This window comes from Bacillus sp. mrc49 (genome assembly GCF_002803435.1).
Genome location: NZ_PHNG01000709.1, coordinates 184,088 through 208,734, shown reverse-complemented (window position 1 = coordinate 208,734; position 24,647 = coordinate 184,088). Strand labels below are relative to the sequence as shown.

Below are 24,647 nucleotides of genomic sequence, written 5' to 3'. Positions count from 1 at the left end.
TCATAACCTTTTGAAAACGATATTTTTTCAACGGTTCAGTCGCTGCTGAACCGTATTTTTTTGTTGAAAATATTAAACAGATTGGAATCATTCATAATATTATAATTTTAACTGTAAAAATATGAAACTATTTATAAAATAATCATTATATTATAAGTAATATTCTGAATTTTTCCTATACAATGAAAATATACCGAAACAAGGAGGCAATACTATGAACACTACGACAAATAAGGTTATCCGTTATAGAGGGACAGATTTGCATACAAAAGGATGGCAGCAAGAGGCAGTGCTGAGGATGTTGATGAATAATCTGGATCCTGAAGTAGCCGAACGGCCCGAGGATCTCGTGGTTTATGGAGGGATTGGGAAAGCAGCTCGTAACTGGGAATGCTTTGATGCAATCGTCAAATCACTGAAAGAGCTTGAAGATGATGAGACTTTATTGGTCCAATCGGGTAAACCGGTGGCGATTTTTAAAACCCATACCGATGCGCCGCGCGTCCTGCTTGCCAATTCGAACATCGTCCCTGCATATGCGAATTGGGAAACATTCCATGAGCTCGATAAAAAAGGCTTGATGATGTATGGACAAATGACGGCAGGCAGCTGGATATATATCGGGTCACAAGGAATTGTGCAAGGTACATATGAAACATTTGCCGAGCTTGCCAAACAACATTTCAATTCTTCATTAAAAGGCACGATTACGTTAACGGCAGGTTTAGGCGGTATGGGTGGGGCACAGCCGCTAGCCGTTACGATGAACGGTGGAGTCTGTATTGGAATCGATGTGGATGAGACAAGGATCGACAGAAGGATCGAAACTCGTTACACCGATGTGAAAACGGATTCATTGGATGAAGCCATTCGTTTAGCGACGGAAGCCAAGCATGCAGGGAAAGCATTATCGATTGGTTTGATTGGGAATGCTTCCGATCTTCTTCCTGAAATGATCGCCCGGAACTTCATTCCGGATGTCCTGACGGATCAAACTTCAGCCCATGATCCGCTAAATGGATATACGCCTTCAGGTATGAATATGGTGGAGGCTGCAGAATTACGAAGTGCAAATCCAGATGAATATATTAAACTCTCAAAAGCTTCAATGGCCAAACATGTAAGTGCGATGCTAGAGATGATGGAAAAAGGGGCCATTACGTTCGATTATGGCAACAATATCCGTCAAGTTGCGAAAGATGAAGGGGTGGAGAATGCCTTTGACTTCCCTGGTTTCGTTCCAGCCTATATCAGGCCGCAATTTTGTGAAGGAAAAGGTCCGTTTCGCTGGGTGGCGTTATCTGGTGATCCTGAAGACATTTATAAAACGGATCAAGCGATTCTACGCGAATTTGCTGATAATGAACATTTATGCAACTGGATTAAAATGGCTCAAGAAAAAATCCAATTTCAAGGTTTGCCATCGCGCATTTGCTGGCTTGGTTATGGCGAGCGTGCCCGCTTCGGGAAAATCCTCAATGATATGGTCGCAAGCGGTGAATTGAAGGCGCCGATCGTAATTGGGCGAGATCATTTGGATTCAGGGTCTGTCGCTTCACCGAATCGTGAAACGGAAGCGATGAAGGATGGTTCGGATGTAGTGGCTGACTGGCCGATCTTGAATGCAATGGTCAATGCCGTGGGTGGAGCCACTTGGGTGTCCGTACATCATGGCGGCGGAGTGGGAATGGGATACTCCATGCATGCTGGAGTCGTCATTGTCGCTGACGGCACGAAAGAAGCAGGAACGAGAATTGAACGTGTCTTGACGACCGACCCGGGGATGGGTGTAGTTCGACATGTGGATGCAGGTTATGAGCTGGCAGAGAAAACGGCACGTGAAAAAGGGATTCAGATCCCAATGCTTAACAAAGGAAATGATGAGTCATGACAAAACCGATTTGGATAAAGCATGCCGCACAACTCGCTACACTTGCACAGCATGACGGGGCTCCTCGTTCCAAGGAAGCAATGTCTGAGCTGGGGTTGATTGAAGACGGAAGCATCTGGATGGAAGCTGGCCTGATTCAAGCGGTCGGCACTACCAAAGAATTGGAAGAACGCTATGCAGATAGGATTCATGAAGCTGAAGTATTCGATGCCGCTGGCCATTTGGTGACCCCAGGACTGGTTGACCCGCATACACACGTCGTATACGGCGGGAGTCGGGAGCGTGAATTCGAGATGCGTCTCGAAGGAGCAACATATATGGACATCATGAACTCTGGAGGCGGGATTCATGCCACCACCCGCATGACCCGTGAAGCAAGCGAACTAGAATTGATGGAGCAAACCGCACGACGCCTTGATTCGTTTCTCGCTCATGGTGTAACAACAGTAGAAGGTAAAAGCGGCTATGGAATGAATTTGGAAACGGAACTGAAACAGCTGAGGGTGATGAAAAAGCTGCAGGAAGAACATCCCATCGATCTCGTTCCCACTTTTATGGGAGCACATGCGGTACCCAACGATTATAAAGGCCGTGAAGATGAATTTGTCGATCATCTGATTAATGACATGCTTCCAATCGTGTCTGATGAAAAGCTGGCTGAATTCAATGATGTATTTTGTGAAAAGGGTGTCTATACTCCTGAGCAATCGGAGCGGATTTTAACGGCTGGAAAAAAGTATGGATTGATTCCTAAAATTCATGCCGATGAAATCGAGCCATATGGCGGAGCTGAATTAGCGGCCAAGGTAGGGGCGATTTCAGCGGAGCATCTATTGAAGGTTTCACAAGAGGGGATAAAGGCGATGGCAAAGTCAGGAACGATTGCCTGCTTGCTTCCTGCCACCGCTTTGTACTTACGGGAAGAAGCGGCCCCTGGCAGGAGGATGGTCGATGAAGGTGTAGCCGTTGCCATTTCCACCGATTGCAATCCAGGTTCCTCCCCGACAACTTCCATGCCGCTCGTCATGAACCTGGCATGCATTTCGATGCGTCTCACCCCTGCCGAAACACTGACGGCGGCGACATACAATGCCGCTTGTGCCATCAACAGGCAAGACAAGGTCGGCTCACTTGAGGTCGGAAAACAAGCGGATGTCGTTTTATGGAATGTTGAAAACTATCAGGAATTGCAATATTTATTCGGTGTCAACCATGTTAAGTCTGTATGGAAAAACGGAGTGCAAGTCGTGAAATGATGGCAGGATTCGGGCACTTCGTACGCACGTGATTTTTTGTTGCTCCAGGCGGCTCCAGCTCCTGCGCGGAGGGAGTATGCCTGGAGGCTAACCAATTCCTATCCATGATCCAAACTATCATCCTTTTCAATGCAACAAGGGGGAACTATATGTTGAAAAATAATTATCGTTATTTTATCATTTTCATGATCATTGTCATCACGATCATCAACTACATTGATAGGGGTGCCTTGTCGTATGCCCAGGCAGAAATCATCGATGAGTTTCATTTAAATCCGGCTAGCTGGGGAGCGATCTTAGGGTACTTTGGATATGGATATATATTCGGGGCATTGTTGGGTGGAGCACTGGCAGACAAAAAAGGACCGAAATTCATGTGGATCATCGCGGGGACCGCCTGGTCAATATTTGAAATCGGGACCATATTCGCGGGTCATATCGGGACGGCATTATTCGGCGGTTCAGCCTTAGCGGGATTTGCCGTGTTTCGTGTTTTATTCGGGTTCGCTGAAGGCCCTACACTATCAGTCATGAACAGGACGATGGCCAATTGGGTTTCCCCGAAAGAGAAGGGGTTCGCAGTGGCATTAGGATTGGTTGGAACCCCAATAGGTGCTTTGATTACTGCCCCTGTTGTCGTTGGCTTGCTTACCTATACAAATTGGAAAGCGACGTTTGTAATTCTTGGACTATTAGGGATCATTTGGGTCGTTATCTGGAATAAAGTCTTCACTAACTTACCTGAAGAACATCCAAGAGTTACTAAAGCCGAGCTGGAAGGCATTCGAAGTGCCGACCAATTGATTCAAGGAGAAACGACATTGGATCAGCAAATGCCTATACCATGGTACCATTTCTTCAAGAACCCTACCTTGGTTATGAATGCCATTGGATATTTCGCGTTTTTATATGTCAATATCCTTTTCGTAATGATAGCACCTATCCAAGGAATCATCCCGATATAGGAAAGCGATGACTGTTAGGCGGTAAAATCTCCGATCTGCTGCGGGTGAAAACAGGGAATTTACGGATAGCAAGATCTTGGTTCACGGTGGTGTCCCTATTTTGAACAGCTGTTTGTTTCCTGTTGATTCCAACCGTCGAGAGTGCAGCCGCCGTTCTTGCCTTGATGTGTCTCGGCAATGCGTTCAATTATTTACCCAATTCGATCTATTGGATCGTCGTCCTGGACACGGAACCGACAAAAGCAGGAACATTCGGCGGGGTAACGCATTTCATCGCCAATCTCGCCACAATCATTGCACCGACCCTGACAGGGAGTCTTGTCGCCATTTATGGATATAATGCCATGTTCATCGCGGCATCCATCGCCGTCACGATCGGCATGATCGCAATGGTTTTCGTGAAGCCGGGCAAGCAAGGGACTTCCCCGAAGGTCACCAATGAAATGGCTGATTTGAAAGCATAGCTCAATAAGAACCTACAGCTTGGCTGGAGCAATCGTCACAGCGATTGCTCTTTTTTTGGATGATGGCGCTTCGATGGTAACCGGGGACTTTCGAGTGCAAGGCAACGGTGGGACTGAAGCGGACTTATCAAAAAAAATTTTAATGGAAGAAAACTGAAAATTATAATAATTGGGGGCGTTTATTTTGAGTGAGCGAACATTTACAATTGATGATGCACCATTTAAAAAGTTCCACTTTAGAATTGCAGGACTTACTTTCGGGTCCAGCTTCTGTGACGGCTATTCCTTAGGAATCATCGCGATGGCTCTGACATTGCTCGGACCGCAATTAGAGCTGAATGCCATGTGGAGCGGCTTGATTGGCAGTTCGGCATTAATCGGTCTTTTTGCAGGTGCATTGGTCCTTGGAAAACTATCTGATCGTATTGGCAGGCAGAAAATCTTCCTTATCAATTTTTTGCTGATTACCGTTGTGACGGTTCTTCAATTTTTCGTTAATGGCCCGGCAGAGCTGTTTGTTTTGCGGTTGCTGATAGGTTTTGGGCTTGGAGGAGATTATGCAGTCGGCACAACATTACTTGCAGAATTTTCCCCGAAAAAGTATAGGGCCCCGCTCCTCGCATCTTTAAACGTCGTTTGGACGCTTGGTTATGTAGCATCTAACTTTGTCGGATATTATTTAGGACAAGCTGGACCAGGGTCATGGCGCTGGATGCTAGTCAGTGCGGCCATTCCTGCTGTAGTGGTTTTATTCTTGCGGATTGGAACGCCAGAATCTCCAAGGTGGCTCGTGAGCAAGGGACGTGCCGAAGAAGCGCGGCTTATCGTGAAGAAGCATTTAGGACAGAACGTGGAAATGGGCGAAACGTCGGCGCATGCAGTAAACCCATCCGACTTAGGATTCCGTGGCCTTTTCAGCAAAAAGCTTCGCAAGCGTACCGCTTTTGGCGGGATATTCAAATTGACTCTCGTCATTCCGTATTTCGCCATCTACACCTTCCTTCCGTCCATTTTGCATACAATGGGTTTTGAACAAAACTTTTTTGCCGATACGATGCTAAACATTTTCTTGCTGGTCGGTGCGATCGTCGGCCTTTGGTTCCTTGCAAGATTTTCCCGGAGAGGATTTACAATAGGTGCCTTTGTGATACTCACAGTTTCTTTATTTTCCCTCAGTCTCCTGCATAATGGCTCACAATATTTCATGTTGACATTCTTCCTGATTTTCACCTTTTTCATGTCGGCTGCTTCCAACCTAACGTTAGTTTACCCTGCAGAACTATTCCCAACGGAGATTCGTGGAACGGGAATCGGCATGGTCACGGCAATCAGCAGGATTGGATCTGCAATTGGAACTTTCCTTCTGCCGTTAAGTCTCAATTCCTTTGGTTTAAGCTCTTCAATGGTCGGCATGGCGGTCATCTTGCTAGTCGGTTTGATCGCATCCATAGCCTGGGCACCAGAGACAAAGGCACTCTCCCTGAATGAAGCAAGTGATCCCATGCTTGAAGGTGGGCAGCCTGGGTCAGGAAGTCATGCTTCATTGCGGCAAATCAGAGAAGAAATTAAATGATGCTATCCGATAGTTTATCAATAAATTATAGTGTTGAAGGAGTAGTGAACCGTGACAACGATAAATTGCAGACACGCAAAGGATATAAAAAAAGTCGTATTGGGTGATGGTCCCATCTCCATCAATGAGATAATTGCTGTTGCAAGATATGGGGCAGAGGTCTCCTTTTCAAGAGAGTATTGTAATAGGGTCGATGAATCAAGAAGTTTAATTGATAGGTTCCTATTGGAAAATAGGGTTATTTATGGTGTGACAACAGGGTTTGGCAGCAATGTGACAGAGATGATTTCCCCGCAAGATATAGAAACGCTTCAACGGAATATCATTCGTTCTCATGCAGTCTCCGTAGGGGAGCCTTTAGAAAGAGAAGTAGTGAGGGCCATTCAATTGATGATCCTGGTAAATTTGGGTCAAGGTTATTCTGGAGTCAGGTTAAAGGTTTTGGAGCTGATTGCTTCACTGCTGAATCACGATATTGTCCCATTTGCCCCGGGTGATGGTTCAGTGGGATACCTTTCACCTGAATCTCACATGGCCCTAGTGCTGATCGGAGAGGGGAAGGCATGGCAAGACGGCGAGTTCATCCCTGGAGCGGTAGCTTTGGCAAAAGCCGGATTGGCACCTGTCACATTAGGTCCTAAAGAAGGATTGGCCCTTATAAGTGGAACGACTTCCGCCACGGCGATGGCAGCCTTAGCGGTATACAATGGCATCCAGGCTGCGAAAACTGCGGATATTACGGGAGCTATGTCCTTGGAGGTGCTTAAGGGTACAATTCATGCTTTTGACCCTCGCACCCACAAATTAAAAAAGCATGGAGAACAGGCAAAGACAGCCAGAAATGTGTCAAGGATCCTAAAAGGAAGTCAAATCATGGACACATATAAGGAACATCGGTTACAAGATGCGCTTAGTTTACGATGCATTCCGCAAATTCACGGTGCCATAAAAAGAGCGTTGAAGGACGCGAAGGCCACTATTGAAAATGAAATGAACTCTGCAAGTGATAATCCTATCATCTATCCGGATGGTGCTGACGGGACGGCGCTTATGGGGGGGAACTTTGATGGATCATTCGTAGGGATTTATGCAGATATGATGTGCATAGCCCTGGCGAATCTGGCAAAGGTCACCGAAAGAAGGATCGATCGCCTAGTAAACCATCACCTTAGTGAGCTGCCGAATTTTTTGGTGGCAAACCCGGGTTTAAATAACGGCTACATGGTCCCGCAATATACTGCAGCAGGATTATTGAATGAAATCAGAGTACTTACACAGCCTGCAACAATTGATAATGTGCCGACATGTGCAAATCAGGAAGACGTGATAAGTTTTTCCTATTTTGCTTCGAAGAAAGCCTATCAGATTTCAAAGAAGCTGGAATATATTTTAGCGATTGAACTTATGACGGCAACGCAAGCTATGGATTTTCATCACCCATTGAAACCAGCCCCTATCACGGAGAAAGTGTACCGTTTAATACGCAGGAAAGTACCCATGGTTAAAGAAGACCGTTTCTTTCATCCTGACATTGAAGTGATTAAAGAGCAAATTCATGAAGGAGAACTAACCCAACTTGTCGAATTGGAAATGGGTGAAATGGAGTTTTAATGATGGTAGCAGGCAGTTTTTTAGTCAACGCCTGTTGCAAAGTTTCGTGACCCGCCTCACATACGAATAGGTGTCACCATCAAGAACGGAGGAATAACGTAAACATGCATTATGATGTAATTGTAATTGGAGCCGGATCGATGGGTATGTCGGCAGGTTATTACCTATCCAAGTCCGGGAAGAAGGTAGTATTATTGGACTCTTTCGTCCCGCCTCACAATAAAGGCAGTCATCATGGAGAAACAAGGATCATTAGACATGCGTATGGGGAAGGGGAAGAGTATGTATCACTGGTCCTGAAAGCGCAAGAACTATGGGAACACTTAGAGCAACTTACGGAAAGACAACTATTTCTTCGGACGGGCGTTCTGAATGCAGGCAGTCAGCAATCCCCCTTCATCAAGCAAGTGATCGCAAGTTCGAATAAATTTGGATTGCCTTTGGAAAAACTCGATGCTAATCAGGTTCATAAAAGATGGGCAGGCATCACTCTTCCTGAAGATTATATAGGTTGCTTTGAACCTGCTTCAGGAGTGCTAAAAAGTGAAGAGTGCATTCGGGCTTACCAGCAGCTTGCGGAATCACACGGTGCCGACATCAAAGTGAACAGCCCGGTAAGGAACCTGACTGTCCAAAGTGATGGGATCACGGTGAAAACCGATGATCAAAGCTATCATGCAGAGGCATTGGTCGTTGCAGCAGGAGCTTGGTCACCGAAGTTATTGGATATGTTAGGGTTGAATGTGCCACTGACACCTATCCGAAAAACCTTCGCCTGGTTCGATGCAGATGAAAAATTATATGGTCACAATGGCTTTCCTGCATTCACGTTCGATACACCTGAAGGTACATACTATGGCTTTCCAAGTATAAGTGGAGCTGGTTTGAAGCTTGGGAGACATGACGGGGGAAACCGGATAAATCCCGAAGAAACGATGGCCCGATTTGGTGAATATGCGGAGGATGCAGGGGATTTGGAGCGTTTCTTGAACCGATTCATGCCTTCCGGTCAAACATTGAGATATGGAAAAAACTGCATCTATACGATGACGCCGGATGAGGACTTTATCGTTGATCTACATCCTCATCATCCCCACATTGCCATTGCAGCGGGTTTCTCGGGACATGGATTTAAGTTCAGCAGTGTAATTGGTGAGAGTTTAAGTGACCTTATCCTTTCGGGAAAGACGGAGAATGATATTTCTCCATTTTCGCTAAACAGATTCCAATAGGTTCATCCCTTTAACAACATATAAAACGAATAGGCTAGCCGTCGATTCCTTTTCAAGGGAATCAACGGCTTTTTTATATTGTTCCCGTTCTCTTGATTTATAAGTTAACCACGCAATAAACATCAATGGGGTTATCTGCCAACTATTGTCTAAAAAAATAATGCATGGTAGAATAAGAATATTCCGAAATTTGAAACTTAAATTCCGAATTTCGGTATTTCATTACATACTTTTAAGGAAATCATAAACGGGAATTTTTCAAAAAGAAGGAGGAGGAACAATGAATGCCGTTGATTTGAATTGTGATTTAGGAGAGAGTTATGGCGCCTACCGGATGGGGAATGACAAGGAAATTTTAGATTATGTCACATCGGCCAATGTCGCTTGTGGTTTTCACGCCGGTGATCCGACCGTCATGCGAAAAACGGTTCAACTTGCCTTAGAAAAAGGTGTCAGGATCGGGGCTCATCCTGGTTTACCTGATTTAATGGGGTTTGGCAGACGCAATATGAATATTGCGCCGGAGGAGGCTTATGACATTGTCGTCTATCAAATTGGCGCATTGAATGGTTTCTTGCAGTCCGAGGGAGGAAGCATGCAGCATGTGAAACCGCATGGCGCTTTGTACAATATGGCCGCCCAAAACGAAGCATTAGCGATGGCGATTGCCGAGGCTATATATAAAGTGAACCCTGAGCTTATTCTCTTTGGTTTGTCGGGAAGTGAATCGATTCGCGCTGGTGAGGCAGTCGGCTTGAGAACGGCCAGTGAAGTATTTGCCGATCGCACCTATCAACAAGACGGTTCATTGACTTCACGAATGGAGAAACATGCTTTATTGGAAAATGATGAGGATGCTGCTGCGCAGGTGATTCGGATGGTAAAGGAAGGGAAGGTTTTGTCCCAACAAGGATCCGATGTTGCTTTGAGGGCAGATACGATTTGCATCCATGGGGACGGTGCACATGCATTGGCCTTTGCCCGACATGTGAAAAATTCTTTGGAATTATCTGAAATAACAGTCAAGTCATTTTCATAAACCTGCATAGGAGGTCAGTCCATTGGAGCCAAACAAATATACTGCAGCTCAGGAAAAGATTCCAGCTAAGCCGAAAACAAACCGCACTTTATTATTGGGTGCAGCCTTCTTAATGGCAACATCGGCCATAGGGCCAGGATTTTTAATGCAAACGACCGTTTATACCCAAAGTCTTGCGGCAAGTTTCGGTTTCGTCATCCTTATTTCGGTCATTCTTGATATTTTTGCCCAAACAAATGTATGGCGTATCATTGCTGTATCTGAAAAGAGGGGTCAAGAGATTGCGAATATGGTTTTGCCTGGTCTTGGTTATGTCCTGGCGGCACTCATCGTCATGGGAGGCCTCGCCTTCAATATTGGCAATATTGCAGGAGCAGGGCTTGGCCTCAATGCAATGACGGGGATATCGCCTACAGCGGGCGCCGCAATAAGTGCGGTCATCGCTGTCATGATATTTGTCGTCAAGGAAGCGGGAAAGGCCATGGACCGCTTTACGCAAATAGCGGGTTTCTTCATGATCTGTTTGATGATTTACGTTGCCTGGACAACCTCTCCTCCAGTAGGGGAAGCGGTAGTGAGGACATTTGCACCTGTTCAAATCGATATCATCGCCATCGTCACTTTAGTGGGAGGGTCGGTCGGCGGCTACATAACATTTGCAGGGGGCCATCGGCTATTGGATGCAGGCGTTAAAGGCGTTGGAGCATTACCTCAAGTAACTAAGAGTTCAATAGTGGGAATCTTGATCACCACCGTCATGCGCGTCGCGTTATTTCTGGCAGTGCTTGGTGTCGTATCGAAAGGTTTACAGATCAATCAGGATAATCCTGCAGCATCCGTTTTTCAACTGGCTGCCGGAGACGTCGGATACCGCATATTCGGGGTCGTGATGTGGGCAGCGGCAATCACTTCCGTCGTTGGAGCTGCATATACTTCCGTCTCGTTTATCAGGACATTCAGCGAAATGATCAATAAAAAGGCAAACTGGATAATCATTGGCTTTATCGTCTTGTCGACAGTTTGCTTTTTGTTAATTGGCCAGCCGGTTAAAGTACTGCTAATCGTAGGCGCCATCAATGGCTTGATTTTGCCAATTGCGCTTGGAACATTATTGATTGCCGCATATAAGCGAAACATTGTCGGCGATTATAAACACCCGCTATGGTTAACGATCTCCGGTGTCTTTGTCGTAATTGTCATGGCGCTGATGGGTGGATATACATTAATCAAGCAATTGCCGACACTATTTTAATACAATGACTGTGATGGGCAGGCCACTTCTAATCTGCCATTCTTGAATAGGAGATGTATAGGTATGATCGATCTTTCTCAAGCGAACCCTGCAGAGTTGCGTACAATGATTCGAAATGCCGAATTGATTAAACCGACCGCAGGAATGGCCAATGGGTATGCCCAGGCAAACTTGGCCATCTTAAAAAAGGAGCATGCTTTTGACTTCTTATTATTTTGTCAGCGCAACCCTAAATCATGTCCCTTGCTGGATGTAACGGAAATTGGTTCTGCCATTCCCGCATTTGCAGCTCCCGATGGGGATATACGCACGGATATTCCTAAATACAGGGTATACAAACGTGGGGAATTGATAGAAGAGGTAACAGATATATCAAAATACTGGGAAGAGGATATGGTTGGTTTTCTGATTGGGTGCAGCTTTACCTTCGAACATGCTCTGTTAAACAATGATATTCCGATTCGCCATATTGAAGAGGGCTGTAATGTACCCATGTATAAAACCAATATCCCTTGTATAGAGGCAGGGATTTTCCATGGCATGATGGTGGCTAGCATGAGACCGATCCCTCAAAAGGATGTGGTGAGGGCTGTTCAAGTGACCTCGCGTTTCCCGGCAGTTCATGGGGGACCGATCCACATCGGGGATCCTGAAGCAATCGGGGTGTGCGATATCGATCAACCGGACTTTGGTGATCCTGTAACGGTGCATCAAGGGGAAGTGCCAGTCTTTTGGGCATGTGGGGTAACGCCCCAATCCATCGCCATGGAAACAAAACTGGAAATCATAATCACACATGCGCCTGGACATATGTTCATCACAGACATCCGTGATGAAAAATTGGGTGTATTATAATGGACAGGTCGAAAAATCTTTTGAATGGAACTGCTTGTAACATGTCTCCCTTAAGCGATTCCGCAATCGTGATTACATTTGGGAATGGAATGGAATACAGCATTCACAAAAAGATAAAGTTGTTTATGGATTTGTTGGAAGAAGAACCTTTTGCCGGGTTTGTGGAATGTGTACCGGCTTTTACGAATTTGACGATTTTTTATGATCCTCTCGTAATCTATAACATTCATAAGCAAAGCAATGAAGCCACTTCTCCCTATGACGTGGTTCGGTCGATATTGGACAGGAAACTGCTTGACTTAATAGAAGACACAAAGGTGTCACATCGTACGGTTTCCATCCCTGTTTGTTATGGAGGGGAGTATGGACCGGACTTGGAATATGTAGCTCGTTATCATGATTTGACTACAGATGAAGTCATCCATATCCATTCTAACGGTGAGTACTTAGCTTATATGATAGGATTCGCCCCGGGCTTTCCGTTTCTGGGAGGACTTCCGAAAGACATCGCAACCCCAAGGCGATCTTCCCCGAGAATGACTATACCAGCAGGTGCAGTCGGGATTGCCGGTATGCAGACGGGGGTATATCCGATATCAACACCAGGGGGCTGGCAATTGATTGGACAAACGCCAATGGAATTATTTTTACCGAATGTAACCCCCCCAAGCTTATTACAAGCGGGAGACATGGTGAAGTTCCAGCCAATCTCTGAACAAGAATATAAAGAGATCAAGGGGGGATAAGATGAGCCTTCGTATAATCAAGCCCGGATTATTGACTAGTATTCAAGATTTAGGCAGAAAAGGGTTTCAGCAACATGGGGTGATCGTAAGCGGGGCGATGGACCGATATTCACTGCGGATTGCCAACATGTTGGTAGGTAATCATGAAGGGGAGGCAGCCTTGGAAATTACACTGATGGGGCCCACTATAAAAATGGAGAAAAATTGCCTGATATCGATAACGGGTGCGAATTTAACACCTACAATCGATAATCATGATGCCCCGATGTGGAAGCCCATTTATGTAAAGGAAGGATCCATCCTGCGCTTCGAAGGGTGTAAATCAGGCTGCCGGGCTTATTTAGCCGTCGGCGGGGGATATGCCATTCCAAAAGTGATGGGCAGCAAGAGCACCTATTTACGAGCTGGAATCGGAGGCTATATGGGAAGGGCTTTAGAGGCTGGCGATGTGCTTGCATGTAATGAACCTCAAACCATTATGGGCAGGAAGGAGTTGAAGGGCTCTTTTTCCTCTCCGAAGTGGTACGTCAATGAAAAGGAGTTCATCCCAGCTCGAAATCCACTCATCCGTTTCATTACTGGAAGCCAGTACGAGCAATTCATCCATTCAAGTAAACAACGTTTTGAAGAGCATTCATTTAAGGTTTCCAATCAATCTGACCGGATGGGATATAGAATATCAGGTCCGGCGCTTGAATGGCAAAATCAAGAGGAGCTGCTTTCCGAGGCGGTCACTAATGGCTCGATCCAGGTTCCGCCGGATGGAAATCCGATCATTCTCCTTGCGGATAGCCAAACGACGGGCGGATATCCTAAAATAGCTCAAGTAATAACCGCCGATTTATCAAAGATCGCCCAGGTTAAACCAGGGGAATCCATTCAATTTTCCCGCGTGAACTTAAGGGAGGCAGAACTCCTGTATATTCAAAAAGAACGCGAAATGAAAGAATTGCAGACTTCGATTTCATTGGCCTTGAATAAATGGCAGTTCATATGATTCCATCAGGAGGTTCCCGTGCCGGGCGCCTTCTTTCCTGTTTCAGTTTTTTTTCGTCTTTTGCTTACATCTTTTTTCCGTGTTTTATAATAGAATGAGAGAGGATAAGGAAGAAGAACACTGAGGAAAAACTTTGAAAGGAGACATGGCATGCAAGCACATAACAAAACCGTCGTGAAATCCATGCAGATCCTTACCCTTTTCATTGATCATCCGAAACTCACCTTTAATGAAATGATGGAACACTCCAACCTCCCCAAAACCTCATTGCACCGAATGGTGGGATCATTGGAAGAAATGGGTTTTTTAACACGGGATGATGATGGTCACTACTCACTTGGCCTAATATTCTTGCAGTTTGGTCAACTGGTGGGTGAGCGTTTGGATATCAGAGCAATCGCCTATCCCATTATGAAGCAACTTCGGGATGACGTAGAGGAGGCCGTGAATTTGATCGTGCGGGATAAGGACGAAGCCATGTATATTGAAAAGGTTGATACCTTGCAGCCCGTCCGGCTATATACTTCCATCGGCAGGCGTTCACCACTATATGCCGGCGACTCTCGGATCATACTCGCGTATTTGCCTGAAGAAGAACGTGAAATGTATATCGACGGCACCGATCTTCAACCAATAGCAATTGGAACGATAACCGATGAAAACACACTCCGGCATGCTTTGGAAGTAGCAAGGTTGAACGGCTACACGATAACTTCGTCAGAATTGGAGAATTATACAAAATCGGTCAGCGCACCGATCCTTAACGGGGAAAATCAAATTATCGCGGCCATTAGCGTTGCTGGGATTGAAGCAAGATTTCAGGAGGACCGTTTGCCTGAATTGATAGATAAGGTGACGAAAGCAGCCAAGGAGATTTCGATGAAACTAGGTTCGCAAACTCATTAAGATAAGGTTTATACATAAACGAACGGCCCCCTTGTGCAATAAGGGGGCATAATGGGTGAAGATCATCCGAATCTATTATTCCTTGTTTTTGAAAAAGCTTTCAATCTCATTAACCAAATTACTAACAGATGCCGGCAAATAACGATCCGCCAAGTAGGCCATATAAACAGTCCTATGCAAAAACATCGAATTTATTTCAAGGATCGCAGTATTCCTAGTTACAACGGATTTAATATAGCTTTCCGGTAAAATGGTGATGCCCAAGCCTTCGTCAACCAAACTGCAAGCTGTTTCCAGCCTTTCAATTTCGTAGAAGATGCTCGGGTTAACCTTTTCATTTTTGAATGCTTCCATAATATCATCTCTTGTTTGAAATCCAGATGTACTGACGATTAGTTCCTTCCCTGCAAGGTCATGTAAAGTGATGGAATCTTTTTCATTCAAGTCGTCATCTTTATGGACCAAAAGCATGAATTGTTCCTTATAAAGGGGAATGGATATGATCTCGGCATGGTTTATCGGCTGATTGGTGATCGTGAAATGAATTTGATACTGGTTCAGCGCCTCGATGACATGTTCTTCGCCCAAAATCTCCCGAATCTTTAAATGGATAGCAGGATGATCGTTTTTAAATGTCCTGATGATTTTTGGAAACCAAAATTTGAATGATTCAATCGATCCTATCGATATTGTCCCGCTTCCAACCTGTTTCATTTCCTCAAATTCCACTTTCATATTATTGAACCTCCGCAGCAGATCCTGAGATCTTGAATGAAAAATGGCTCCTGCCTCCGTAAGCTCGATTCCCCTTGTATTGCGTTCCAATAGTTGAAAATCAACTTCTTTCTCCAATTTCATGATTGCATTACTTAAGGACGGCTGTGATATATGCAATAATTTAGCTGCTTTTGAGTAGCTCATCTCTTGGACAATGGTGATGAAATAACGAAGTTGGCGAAAATCCATACTAGTCTCCTTTTATAGCTTTAAACTATAGATCTATTGAAAAATGGTATTAGTAATTATATATCATCTCCATTATACTGTAAAAAAAGATATTTCTGAATTTTTTAGTGAAAGGAGAAATTATGTATAATAAACCGTCATTAAACCATTGGAATGGCAGAGTGGATTCCGAAACGGATATGGATAGCTTCAGATACCACCAAAGAGTGAAAATGAGGCCGATTTCCGAATTGTTCATCACTGGCAAGGAATCAAAAACATATGGAATGATTGGCTTCAAATGTGATGAAGGTGTCAAAAGGAACAAAGGCAGGATCGGTGCGGGTGAAGCGCCTGATTATATTAGGCAGTCATTGGCCAAGCTACCTTGCCATTTAACACCGGAAACGGAGTTGGTGGATGCTGGCGATGTCGTATGTGAAGCTGGGGAAATGGAGGCCGCGCAAGACCAATTGGGTGCAGCAGTTGCCCGGATTCTGGAGAGTGACGTAATTCCCATCATTTTAGGCGGTGGACATGAAACCTTTTATGGTCATTATCTCGGCGCCAGGAAATTCCTCGGCCCGAAGGCTAGATTGGGAATGATTAATATCGATGCCCACTTTGATATGCGGCCTTATGAAAAAGAAAGTTCATCAGGAACGATGTTTAAACAAATCTTGGATAAGGATCAAAATTGCCGTTATTTATGTGTGGGAATTCAAAAGCAGGGCAATACAAAGGCCTTATTCAAAACGGCCGAAAAAAATAAAGTCGAATACATATTGGAAGAAGAATTGTCTTTGAATGATATGGAAGATACGAAACATCGGATCAACGAATTTGTCAAGGAAAACGACTTCATCATCCTCACGTTATGCACGGACGTCATCGATTCAGCTTATGCCCCTGGCGTAAGTGCACCATCGCCATTTGGGCTCGATCCGAAATTGGTACGTAGCCTGCTGCGGCATGTCGTAGCAAATGAAAAGATCCTTTCCTTTGATATCTCGGAAGTGAATCCAAGTTTGGACGAAAACAATAAAACCGTTACATTGGCGGCACACTTAGTCAATGAGGTTTTGCTGCATGTTATTTCATGAGCCAGTATCGCATCTCCTCCCTATTATCGATATCATCATATTTTAAAGTATGAATGGAATGAAGTAAGGACGAAACTGTCGTGTGATTCACGGCAGTCTTTTTGCTTAGGCGGGAGGAAGCGAGTGTTACATGGTGATACTAGGATGCTTATGGTTTATAATAGCTACCATCCAGGCATATGAGGGGGGATTTTATGAATGAATATCGTGTAACGGTCAAAAATGGCAGTACGATGATTTTGTCAGAAATCATCGTAGCTGAAGATGAAAGGGAAGTGCTGGGCACGCTGTTGATTACCAGTGAATTATTTAATCAACCATTCACGGACATCAGGATTTTAGAACGCTGATTTGTACCTGTCGGATTTTTTTGTTAAACTGTAATAAATTTACAGGACAGCAGGCGATAGTATGTGCGGACGGTTCACTCTTTTTACAAGTATGGAAGAAATAATGGAACGCTTCGATATTCAAGGGTCATTCGATGAAGATTATCAATTCAGTTATAATATAGCCCCTTCCCAATCCGTGCTATCCGTCATAAATGATGGGACCAGGAATCGACTTGGATACCTTCGTTGGGGACTCATTCCTTTCTGGGCTAAAGATGAAAAAGTGGGCTATAAAATGATCAATGCCAGGGCGGAAACCATTGCAGAGAAGGCAAGCTTCAAGAATGCTTATAAGAAGAAACGGTGCTTGATCATCGCTGATTCCTTTTATGAGTGGAAGAAGACACCGGAACGAAAAATACCGATGCGAATCAAACTGAAGGATGACGCTCCATTCGGTATGGCCGGTCTGTTTGAAACGTGGAAATCTCTAGATGGCACGAGCATCCATTCATGCTCGGTCATCACCACTGCCCCCAATGAGCTGATGACGGGCATCCATGATCGCATGCCCGTCATCCTTAAACGTGGAGATGAAAAAGCTTGGCTTGACCTTTCCATTCATGATACGGGATATCTTCAACAATACTTAAAGCCCTTCGATTCGGAGCAAATGGAAGCATTTGAGGTATCGACTGATGTGAATTCGCCTCAAAACAACTCGCCAAGTCTCATCCAACAAATGTGCCGATAGGTTGTTGAGATTTCTTTAACCAAGAGTGAACTGCCCCAAAGATGTTAGACACAAAACTAACAGGTACGGGGTGCTTTTTATGGATACATGCTAGTTTGACCTTTTCATTTCACTTAGTAGGCCCTCTTCTACCAAAAGGCCGTCCGGGACCTCCGGCGTCTTTATTACCATTTTAAGAATCGAAGTCGAATACTTTCAACTAATCCTTGCGAAAACATACAAAATACTGTACTCTTATATTTGCTTTTCGATGCGGCATTCGATGTCGTTGATATCATAATATACTATAAATCTTCTTATCAAGAGAGGCGGAGGGACTGGCCCGCAGATGTCTCGGCAGCAGACTTTTCAGGAGTGCTGTGCCAAATCCAGCAGGTTCATTTCGCCTGAAAGATAAGGAGGGTGTTTTTTATAAAATAAAAGACCTCTTCTTGTGGGTATTGGAAGAGGTCTTTTATATTTATTGGATTTAGATATAACAAGATGAAGCTAAAGTGCTTTGGTAAATAAATATACAAAAGGAGTTCATCATGAGTACACACAACAAAGGAAATCCGTGGGCACTGATCCCATTTGTCGTTTTTTTGATATTATTTATAGGCTCAGGAATCATTACAAAAGATTTTTATTCATTTCCAGTGTTAGTGGCGATTTCCATTGCATCGGCAGTGGCATTGTCCATGAATCGTAAAGAGTCTTTGAATCAAAAGGTTGACATTTTTTGTAAGGGATCTGGGGACTCCAATATTATGTTAATGGTTATCATTTTCCTCTTGGCCGGCGCTTTTTCAGAAGTGGCGAATGGCATGGGGGCAGTTGAATCAACGGTCAACCTTGCCTTAGCCATCTTTCCGCAAAATCTATTAATCGTTGGCATTTTCATTATCGCTTGCTTTATTTCTTTGTCCATGGGGACAAGCATGGGAACGATCGTAGCACTTGCACCGATAGGAGTAGGAATTAGTGAGCAAACGGATATAGCACTTGCGCTTTCTATGGCTGCGGTTATCGGTGGGGCCATGTTTGGCGATAACTTATCATTCATTTCCGATACGACGATTGCGTCAGTGCGGACGCAGGGGACGAAAATGAAGGATAAGTTTAAAGTGAATTTTTTCATCGTCCTGCCTGCGGCCATCATCACATGTGTCATTCTGGGAATATTAACGGTAGGTGAGCAAGCGGCCATTACGCAACATTCCTATAATTGGGTGAAAATTCTTCCGTATCTGTGTGTACTGATCACGGCATTGGCAGGTGTCAACGTGTTCCTTGTCTTATCCTTCGGCATTGTGTTTGCCGGTATTATCGGTTTAGCGGATGGAAGTTATAAGTTGCTGGATGTGATCCAAAAAACGGGAGATGGAATGGCTGGCATGTATGAAATCTCGTTTCTGGCGATTTTGATTGCCGGTATGGTAGCGGTCATCCAACATAATGGCGGCATCGATTATTTACTTCATGTCGTCACCCAAAAAAGCAAATCAAAAAAAGGAGCTGAATTCAGCATTGCCGGACTAGTTGGCTTAACAAACCTATCAACGGCAAATAATACGATTTCGATCATCATTGCCGGACCGTTAGCGAAAAACATTGCAGGAAGGTATGGAATCGATCTTCGTAAATCAGCGAGCCTGCTTGACATTTTTGCCTGTTGTGTCCAAGGATTGATTCCTTATGGTGCACAGTTGCTTGTTGCAGCTGGAGTGGCAAAAATTTCACCAATAAGCATCCTGCCATATTCATATTACCCGATACTAATTGGAATTTGTGGAGTCATAGCCATCTTGATTGGTTATCCACGATTTCAGAAAGAAGATACCGTTGTAAAGAAACAGGTATCTTAATCATGGAAAACATCCTGAGTTGATCAGGGTGTTTTTTTTGATCTGTCCGTACCTGTTTAATCCAAAGCGAGAGATAGTTCTCGCAATTTGCCCTGCTTTTTTTAAATAATTGTATAATGCAATGTTTTTTGCATAAAATACCCTTGTCTTTATGAACGACAATCAAGCAATGATGGGACAAGTTGAAAAATAGGAGTGAAAACAATGGATAACCAAAAATCAAAAGAGAAATCTTCAAATATTGCTGGAAAAGTGTATGATGTCAGTGATTACAAGCGTGATGACACGTTATCATCAGGTCTTGCCACCACCCACGAACAAGTTTCGGATGTGTATAACGCTGGCGGGATAACATCTGCCGATCGAAATGAAAAGGACAGTGAGAACGAAGAAAAAGAACGGTAAATCGAGTCCCTGCTTGTTGAAATTTCCCAACAAGCAGGGGCTTTGTTTTATTAAAGGATTTTAACGCAAACCTTCATCATGATAGACGATCCCAAAGCGATGTACCTTCTTCAGTCATGATATGACTAATCAAGTTCAGCTATTTCGATGCACATAATAAAAAGGAGGCGGCTATTCAGTCTCCAACACTGCAAATCTTCCCCAAATAACTTTCATTCGTACAGACAATATATCAGCTGTACACTTGCCGAAAAAACTGGTCAAAAATACAGCCAATTCATTTGTTTTGGATAATGCTTTAAGGATAGACAGACTACTAGAGATGGACGGAATCGTATGACGATGTTCCCAATGGTGAAAACGACGTCGTTTATCATCGTTGTGCTCCTATTCCAAACAATGTGAACGTCTATAGGCAAATGAATGGGTGATGCGCAATGAATTATTCTGATATATACTGGAAATAATAGATGGTCATTATCACTATAATGTAAAAAAAAGGCGAGACAGGCATTTATTGTTTAGGCTCTGAAAAGGTTCATATAAATAAGTTCCTGACTGAAGCTGTCTTGCCACTGGCGTATGATCATTGAAGACATCTGTAATGGTTCGGCATATGCAAGTGGCCATTACAGGTAAGAAGGCGTGACGGTGCTTACGGAGGTGGAAATGGGGTATCATCGGCATAGTCAAAAACTTGAGGTATAGGGGGAATGAAATGAAGGCACGATCGATCATGATACAGGGAACGGCATCTGATGTAGGGAAAAGCTTGATTTGTACGGCACTTTGCCGGATTTTTGCGAATAAAGGGTACCGTGTCGTTCCGTTCAAATCGCAAAACATGGCCTTGAATTCTTATGTAACCGTGGAAGGCGGTGAAATAGGACGGGCCCAAGGAGTGCAAGCCGAAGCGGCAAGGATCGTGGCAACCTCCGATATGAATCCCATTTTGCTGAAACCAAAGCAGGATATGGTTTCGGAGGTCATCGTCCACGGAAAACATTTTCTTGATATGAATGCCATGAACTATCGAAATCAGTTTGTTCAAGAGGCCATGCCGATCATTCGAAAGTCAGTCGAAAAACTGCAGCAGGAATACGACATCATCGTTCTTGAAGGAGCAGGCAGCCCTGCGGAAATTAACCTTAAAGACCGGGATATTGCCAATATGCGGATGGCCAAACTTGCGGATGCCGCTGTCATTTTAGTGGCCGATATCGATCGTGGCGGAGTATTTGCGTCCATCATCGGGACACTCGCCTTATTGGATGATGAGGAACGTGATCGTGTAAAGGGAATCATCATCAATAAATTTCGGGGCATACGTGAATTACTGGACGACGGCATAGAATGGCTGGAAAAGGAAACCGGGATCCCAGTCCTCGGGGTGTTGCCGTATTTAGACGTGAACATCGAAGCGGAGGATTCGCTGGCCCTATCATCCTTACGTTTCAAAAAGCCTGACAAGGGTGAATTCCCCATTGATGTAGCGGTTTTGAGATTCCCGCACATCTCCAATTTTACCGATCTGGACCCTTTTTTCGACGAACCGGGAGTGGGTGTCAGGCTTGTCGGAAATATCCATGAGTTGGGAAATCCAGACCTTCTTATCTTGCCCGGCACAAAAAATACGATCGAAGATTTAGAATGGATGAAGCGTGCGGGAATGGATGATGCCATTAAAGAGTTGCGTGAGCTTGGAACGGTCATTGTTGGAATATGCGGCGGTTTTCAAATGCTCGGGAAGAACCTGTTCGATCCCGACGCGGTCGAAGGTAACGGGGAAAACGCAGAAGGTCTTTCACTTCTGTCCGTGGAAACCATTTTCCAAGCGGAAAAGAAGACAGTGCAAATGGAAGGTGTCCTTGCTTCAGGGATTATGAAAGGCGAAATGAAGCTGGGCGGCTACGAGATTCATTTAGGTCAAACGGCTTTGGATCCACAAGTACAGCCCTTTCTTTTATTGAAGGATGGAAGAAAGGATGGGGCCATATCGGCGGACCAGAAGGTTTTCGGCACATATCTTCATGGCATATTCCATAATCGCCTATTTACAAGATTATTGGTTAACCAAATACGACGGAGCAAGGGGCTGGATGAAGTGATGGAAAACATTCAAAGCGACTCAGAGCATCGGGAGGAGGCTTATAATCTCTTGGCCTCCCACATGGAAGAAAACATCGATATGGATACCATCTATCAATGGCTGGAACTTGAATCAATGGAGGATCAAACTTTTAATTAGCCTTAATAAGTGACAGACACATAGAAGATATGTTATGTTGTCTTCTCTACATATTTTTTAAGAAAAAAAGGATGAGGTGTTCATATGAATAAAACAGAATTAGTAAGCAGTGTGGCAGCACAAGCTGAATTGACAAAAGACGATGCAAAAAAAGTGGTGGATGCATTATTTGAAACGATCACGTCTACACTTGCTAAAGAAGAGAAAATCCAATTAGTTGGTTTTGGTACATTTGAAGTGCGCGACCGTGCAGCTCGTACTGGAAGAAACCCGCAAACAGGTGAAGAAATCCAAATTGCAGCAAGCAAAGTACCCGCTTTTAAAGCAGGTAAAGAATTAAAAGAAGCTGTAAAATAATAGATGAACGCAGAAAAAACCTGGCGCTGTAAAGTCGTCAGGTTTTTTTTTGAAGTGCTTCAATGAATGAATAAAACTTATAGTACATATTAATGAGGTTTATACTGTGACTATGTTAGGCTAAATGAATAACAGGCTTTAAATCAATCCAAAAAAAGAGGTGAAAGATATGTTGAAGAAAATAATGAAAAAGATCAAACAAATTTCCCAAGGCAGCAGTGAGCGAAGACATGGCCATTACCGCAGGGGCAGCAGCAGCAGCAGCCGGGGGTATAAGCGATCTCCCTTGAGCGGCAGTGACCGCTACAAGAGAAGAGGACGCGGCAGCAGTAGCTAATTCAATGCCTTGGAATCCAATGCTGCCTTCAGGTCAATGGCAATTTCTTGGATATCCGAATAAGGCTCTTGGATGCTTAATAGCCTTTTTAGGATATGCACCGTTTCTTTTTCTAACGAAAGCTCTTCTGTCCAAGGAAGGGTTTTTTTATTTTTGGCGGTATATGTCGTATAAAGGACATATAGGAGTATTTCCCCCAAGTCATAAAAATCCTGCCGTTTCATTTCCAAAACAAGTTCATCCGTGATATCTGTCGAAACGAATCGTTTGGACAACCCAAAGTCTATTAAAATGGGCTGATGGTTCTGAAGCAATATATTTGGTATCCGTATATCTTGATGGACAATTTCATGGTCATGCAAATAAGCTACTAATCGCACCAACTCAGCAAGGAAATGAAGGGATTCCTTCTCAGTGAACGTTACATGATTGTAGAAAATATGGTCTTCCAAATTATCTCCTTCAATGAAATCCATCACAAAATAAACATTTTCGCGGTGCGTGAATTTCTCGTGAAATGTGGGAATGCTTTCATGGGCCAGGGCTTGTAATATGGAGATTTCATGTTCGAACTGTTCAAAATTTCTTTTGCTTCGGCGTTTACTTTTTCGCAGCTGTTTGATCACGAATTGTTCATTCGCTTGCCAATCCTTGCAAAGATAAACGATACCGTAGCTTCCTTTTCCAATGACAGTAGTGATTTCGTAGCGGTTATGTAAAACGACTCCATTTTTTAAGGGTTTATCCACAAAAAATTGATAGATTTTTCTAATGGTACGCAAAATTGAAACACCCCTCACTCCTTACATGCATTCTAATATTGACCATTTAAAAATGAATCATGGCTAGTGTACCACTGAATGATGAAAATGAGGTAATGTAAGAGATGAAATGGTTTAGAAATCCGTAACACAATGTTAATTACAAGCTTCCAAAAGCTCGCGAGTAAAGTGACTGAAACCGAGGGCAAACTACCAACTTTCACTAGTAAATGTCATCAATTCTCAAGAAATCTTCCAAATTGAAGAGTGATTGCCCAAGGTCAACAGTAAAACACTCAAACTAACGTGTTAACGTCCTATTACACGATAATTCATCATGTAAAAAGGTTTTAAAATTTTTTTCAAGATTTCATAATGTGAAATTTAACAATTTTTTAATTTTTTCACATTTAATATAATGAACTCATAATAAAAGCGTAGGAGGTGAAAAGATGAATGGGCGCGCGTTGAGAAATTGTCTGGACGAACTCCCAATCGGAGACACCATAGTGAGCTGCTTTGTGGGAAAGTCCAAAAGGGCATGACTGTAAATCCATTTACTTCGGTTTCCCTGTACCGCCGCTTGCTTTAGTATTCATTCATAAAGAAGCAAAAGCCTGCACTAGCATTAAAATAAATCTTTTACCATCAATAATTTGTCAGATGAACAAGAATCCCCATTGCAGAAAAATCTGCAGGAAGACCGCTTAAGATTGATTGGGGTAATAAGGGATTTCGCCATAAATAAATGGTAATGCTGCCTGGCTGGAA

At 43.9% G+C, this 24,647-nt stretch carries 21 protein-coding genes, 1 pseudogene and 1 riboswitch; of the genes and pseudogenes, 20 read left to right on the top strand and 2 right to left on the bottom strand.

What is annotated here, in order from left to right; translation table 11 throughout:
• The first annotated feature begins 214 nt into the window (after positions 1 to 214).
• The 12 genes and pseudogenes from hutU to CVN76_RS18025 all read left to right on the top strand — a co-directional run bounded on the left by hutU (position 215) and on the right by CVN76_RS18025 (position 14,787).
• Positions 215 to 1,891 (top strand): urocanate hydratase, encoded by a 1,677-nt coding sequence (hutU, locus tag CVN76_RS18080; protein WP_100532419.1) that lies wholly within the window; start codon positions 215 to 217, stop codon positions 1,889 to 1,891.
• Complete coding sequence (gene hutI, locus CVN76_RS18075) at positions 1,888 to 3,147, top strand: imidazolonepropionase (protein ID WP_100532418.1); 1,260 nt, start codon at positions 1,888 to 1,890, stop codon at positions 3,145 to 3,147. Before hutU ends, hutI begins: the two co-directional genes overlap by 4 nt.
• A gap of 149 nt (positions 3,148 to 3,296) precedes the next feature.
• A pseudogene (locus CVN76_RS32440) lies at positions 3,297 to 4,576 on the top strand (MFS transporter).
• Positions 4,577 to 4,760: 184 nt separating this feature from the next.
• On the top strand, positions 4,761 to 6,149 hold the full coding sequence (locus CVN76_RS18065; protein WP_232732317.1) for an MFS transporter: 1,389 nt from the start codon (positions 4,761 to 4,763) through the stop codon (positions 6,147 to 6,149).
• 51 nt (positions 6,150 to 6,200) lie between these two features.
• Positions 6,201 to 7,760: a histidine ammonia-lyase gene (hutH, locus tag CVN76_RS18060; RefSeq protein WP_100532417.1), complete on the top strand. Its 1,560-nt coding sequence runs from the start codon at positions 6,201 to 6,203 to the stop codon at positions 7,758 to 7,760.
• A gap of 104 nt (positions 7,761 to 7,864) precedes the next feature.
• Positions 7,865 to 8,992, top strand: a complete 1,128-nt coding sequence (gene solA / locus CVN76_RS18055; protein ID WP_100532416.1) for an N-methyl-L-tryptophan oxidase — start codon at positions 7,865 to 7,867, stop codon at positions 8,990 to 8,992.
• Between the two features lie 280 nt (positions 8,993 to 9,272).
• Positions 9,273 to 10,031 (top strand): LamB/YcsF family protein, encoded by a 759-nt coding sequence (locus CVN76_RS18050; protein WP_100532415.1) that lies wholly within the window; start codon positions 9,273 to 9,275, stop codon positions 10,029 to 10,031.
• Between the two features lie 112 nt (positions 10,032 to 10,143).
• Entirely contained in the window at positions 10,144 to 11,283 is a 1,140-nt protein-coding gene (locus CVN76_RS18045; protein ID WP_100532625.1) for an NRAMP family divalent metal transporter, read from the top strand.
• A 63-nt stretch (positions 11,284 to 11,346) separates the two neighbouring features.
• The gene (locus CVN76_RS18040; RefSeq protein WP_100532414.1) at positions 11,347 to 12,138 is read left to right on the top strand and encodes a putative hydro-lyase; all 792 of its coding nucleotides are present in this window, start codon (positions 11,347 to 11,349) and stop codon (positions 12,136 to 12,138) included.
• Positions 12,138 to 12,884, top strand: coding sequence for a 5-oxoprolinase subunit PxpB (pxpB, locus tag CVN76_RS18035; RefSeq protein ID WP_269800048.1), 747 nt, complete (start codon positions 12,138 to 12,140; stop codon positions 12,882 to 12,884). The genes CVN76_RS18040 and pxpB overlap by 1 nt, the downstream gene beginning before the upstream one ends.
• 1 nt (position 12,885) lies before the next feature.
• Positions 12,886 to 13,881 (top strand): biotin-dependent carboxyltransferase family protein, encoded by a 996-nt coding sequence (locus CVN76_RS18030; protein WP_100532413.1) that lies wholly within the window; start codon positions 12,886 to 12,888, stop codon positions 13,879 to 13,881.
• Between the two features lie 150 nt (positions 13,882 to 14,031).
• The gene (locus tag CVN76_RS18025) at positions 14,032 to 14,787 is read left to right on the top strand and encodes an IclR family transcriptional regulator (protein WP_100532412.1); all 756 of its coding nucleotides are present in this window, start codon (positions 14,032 to 14,034) and stop codon (positions 14,785 to 14,787) included.
• A 75-nt stretch (positions 14,788 to 14,862) separates the two neighbouring features.
• Here the strand turns inward: CVN76_RS18025 and CVN76_RS18020 are convergent, their stop codons facing one another.
• Positions 14,863 to 15,753, bottom strand: coding sequence for a LysR family transcriptional regulator (locus CVN76_RS18020; RefSeq protein ID WP_100532411.1), 891 nt, complete (start codon positions 15,751 to 15,753; stop codon positions 14,863 to 14,865).
• A gap of 122 nt (positions 15,754 to 15,875) precedes the next feature.
• On the opposite strand from CVN76_RS18020, the gene hutG reads away from it, so the two are divergent.
• From hutG to CVN76_RS31115, 8 genes are all read left to right on the top strand, one after another.
• A complete protein-coding gene (gene hutG / locus CVN76_RS18015) occupies positions 15,876 to 16,835 on the top strand; it encodes a formimidoylglutamase (protein WP_100532410.1) in 960 nt (319 codons plus the stop codon).
• A 194-nt stretch (positions 16,836 to 17,029) separates the two neighbouring features.
• Positions 17,030 to 17,185, top strand: coding sequence for a hypothetical protein (locus CVN76_RS31120; RefSeq protein WP_155645411.1), 156 nt, complete (start codon positions 17,030 to 17,032; stop codon positions 17,183 to 17,185).
• Between the two features lie 61 nt (positions 17,186 to 17,246).
• The gene (locus CVN76_RS18010) at positions 17,247 to 17,921 is read left to right on the top strand and encodes an SOS response-associated peptidase (RefSeq protein WP_100532409.1); all 675 of its coding nucleotides are present in this window, start codon (positions 17,247 to 17,249) and stop codon (positions 17,919 to 17,921) included.
• A 293-nt stretch (positions 17,922 to 18,214) separates the two neighbouring features.
• A riboswitch (SAM riboswitch) is annotated at positions 18,215 to 18,321 on the top strand.
• A gap of 130 nt (positions 18,322 to 18,451) precedes the next feature.
• Positions 18,452 to 19,768: a Na+/H+ antiporter NhaC family protein gene (locus tag CVN76_RS18005; protein WP_100532408.1), complete on the top strand. Its 1,317-nt coding sequence runs from the start codon at positions 18,452 to 18,454 to the stop codon at positions 19,766 to 19,768.
• A 204-nt stretch (positions 19,769 to 19,972) separates the two neighbouring features.
• The gene (locus CVN76_RS18000; protein ID WP_100532407.1) at positions 19,973 to 20,173 is read left to right on the top strand and encodes a YozQ family protein; all 201 of its coding nucleotides are present in this window, start codon (positions 19,973 to 19,975) and stop codon (positions 20,171 to 20,173) included.
• A 718-nt stretch (positions 20,174 to 20,891) separates the two neighbouring features.
• Entirely contained in the window at positions 20,892 to 22,421 is a 1,530-nt protein-coding gene (locus CVN76_RS17995; RefSeq protein ID WP_100532406.1) for a cobyric acid synthase, read from the top strand.
• 84 nt (positions 22,422 to 22,505) lie between these two features.
• The gene (locus CVN76_RS17990; RefSeq protein ID WP_061141559.1) at positions 22,506 to 22,778 is read left to right on the top strand and encodes an HU family DNA-binding protein; all 273 of its coding nucleotides are present in this window, start codon (positions 22,506 to 22,508) and stop codon (positions 22,776 to 22,778) included.
• A 169-nt stretch (positions 22,779 to 22,947) separates the two neighbouring features.
• Positions 22,948 to 23,115 carry a hypothetical protein gene (locus CVN76_RS31115; RefSeq protein ID WP_157805700.1) on the top strand — a complete coding sequence of 56 codons (168 nt, stop codon included), beginning with the start codon at positions 22,948 to 22,950 and terminating at the stop codon, positions 23,113 to 23,115.
• Here the strand turns inward: CVN76_RS31115 and CVN76_RS17985 are convergent.
• Positions 23,112 to 23,897, bottom strand: coding sequence for a protein kinase domain-containing protein (locus tag CVN76_RS17985; protein ID WP_232732316.1), 786 nt, complete (start codon positions 23,895 to 23,897; stop codon positions 23,112 to 23,114). The genes CVN76_RS31115 and CVN76_RS17985 overlap by 4 nt on opposite strands.
• Between the last annotated feature and the right edge of the window lie 750 nt (positions 23,898 to 24,647).

Excerpts from the sequence above, each read along its gene's own strand:
- solA (WP_100532416.1), top strand. The coding sequence starts at position 7,865 with ATGCATTATGATGTAATTGTAATTGGAGCCGGATCGATGGGTATGTCG.
- CVN76_RS18050 (WP_100532415.1), top strand. The coding sequence starts at position 9,273 with ATGAATGCCGTTGATTTGAATTGTGATTTAGGAGAGAGTTATGGCGCC.
- hutI (WP_100532418.1), top strand. The coding sequence starts at position 1,888 with ATGACAAAACCGATTTGGATAAAGCATGCCGCACAACTCGCTACACTT.
- CVN76_RS18045 (WP_100532625.1), top strand. The coding sequence starts at position 10,144 with ATGGCAACATCGGCCATAGGGCCAGGATTTTTAATGCAAACGACCGTT.
- CVN76_RS31120 (WP_155645411.1), top strand. The coding sequence starts at position 17,030 with ATGAATGAATATCGTGTAACGGTCAAAAATGGCAGTACGATGATTTTG.
- CVN76_RS31115 (WP_157805700.1), top strand. The coding sequence starts at position 22,948 with ATGTTGAAGAAAATAATGAAAAAGATCAAACAAATTTCCCAAGGCAGC.
- CVN76_RS18005 (WP_100532408.1), top strand. The coding sequence starts at position 18,452 with ATGAGTACACACAACAAAGGAAATCCGTGGGCACTGATCCCATTTGTC.
- hutU (WP_100532419.1), top strand. The coding sequence starts at position 215 with ATGAACACTACGACAAATAAGGTTATCCGTTATAGAGGGACAGATTTG.
- CVN76_RS18010 (WP_100532409.1), top strand. The coding sequence starts at position 17,247 with ATGTGCGGACGGTTCACTCTTTTTACAAGTATGGAAGAAATAATGGAA.
- CVN76_RS18000 (WP_100532407.1), top strand. The coding sequence starts at position 19,973 with ATGGATAACCAAAAATCAAAAGAGAAATCTTCAAATATTGCTGGAAAA.
- CVN76_RS18030 (WP_100532413.1), top strand. The coding sequence starts at position 12,886 with ATGAGCCTTCGTATAATCAAGCCCGGATTATTGACTAGTATTCAAGAT.
- CVN76_RS17990 (WP_061141559.1), top strand. The coding sequence starts at position 22,506 with ATGAATAAAACAGAATTAGTAAGCAGTGTGGCAGCACAAGCTGAATTG.
- CVN76_RS18020 (WP_100532411.1), bottom strand. The coding sequence starts at position 15,753 with ATGGATTTTCGCCAACTTCGTTATTTCATCACCATTGTCCAAGAGATG.
- CVN76_RS18040 (WP_100532414.1), top strand. The coding sequence starts at position 11,347 with ATGATCGATCTTTCTCAAGCGAACCCTGCAGAGTTGCGTACAATGATT.
- pxpB (WP_269800048.1), top strand. The coding sequence starts at position 12,138 with ATGGACAGGTCGAAAAATCTTTTGAATGGAACTGCTTGTAACATGTCT.
- CVN76_RS18025 (WP_100532412.1), top strand. The coding sequence starts at position 14,032 with ATGCAAGCACATAACAAAACCGTCGTGAAATCCATGCAGATCCTTACC.
- CVN76_RS17995 (WP_100532406.1), top strand. The coding sequence starts at position 20,892 with ATGAAGGCACGATCGATCATGATACAGGGAACGGCATCTGATGTAGGG.
- hutG (WP_100532410.1), top strand. The coding sequence starts at position 15,876 with ATGTATAATAAACCGTCATTAAACCATTGGAATGGCAGAGTGGATTCC.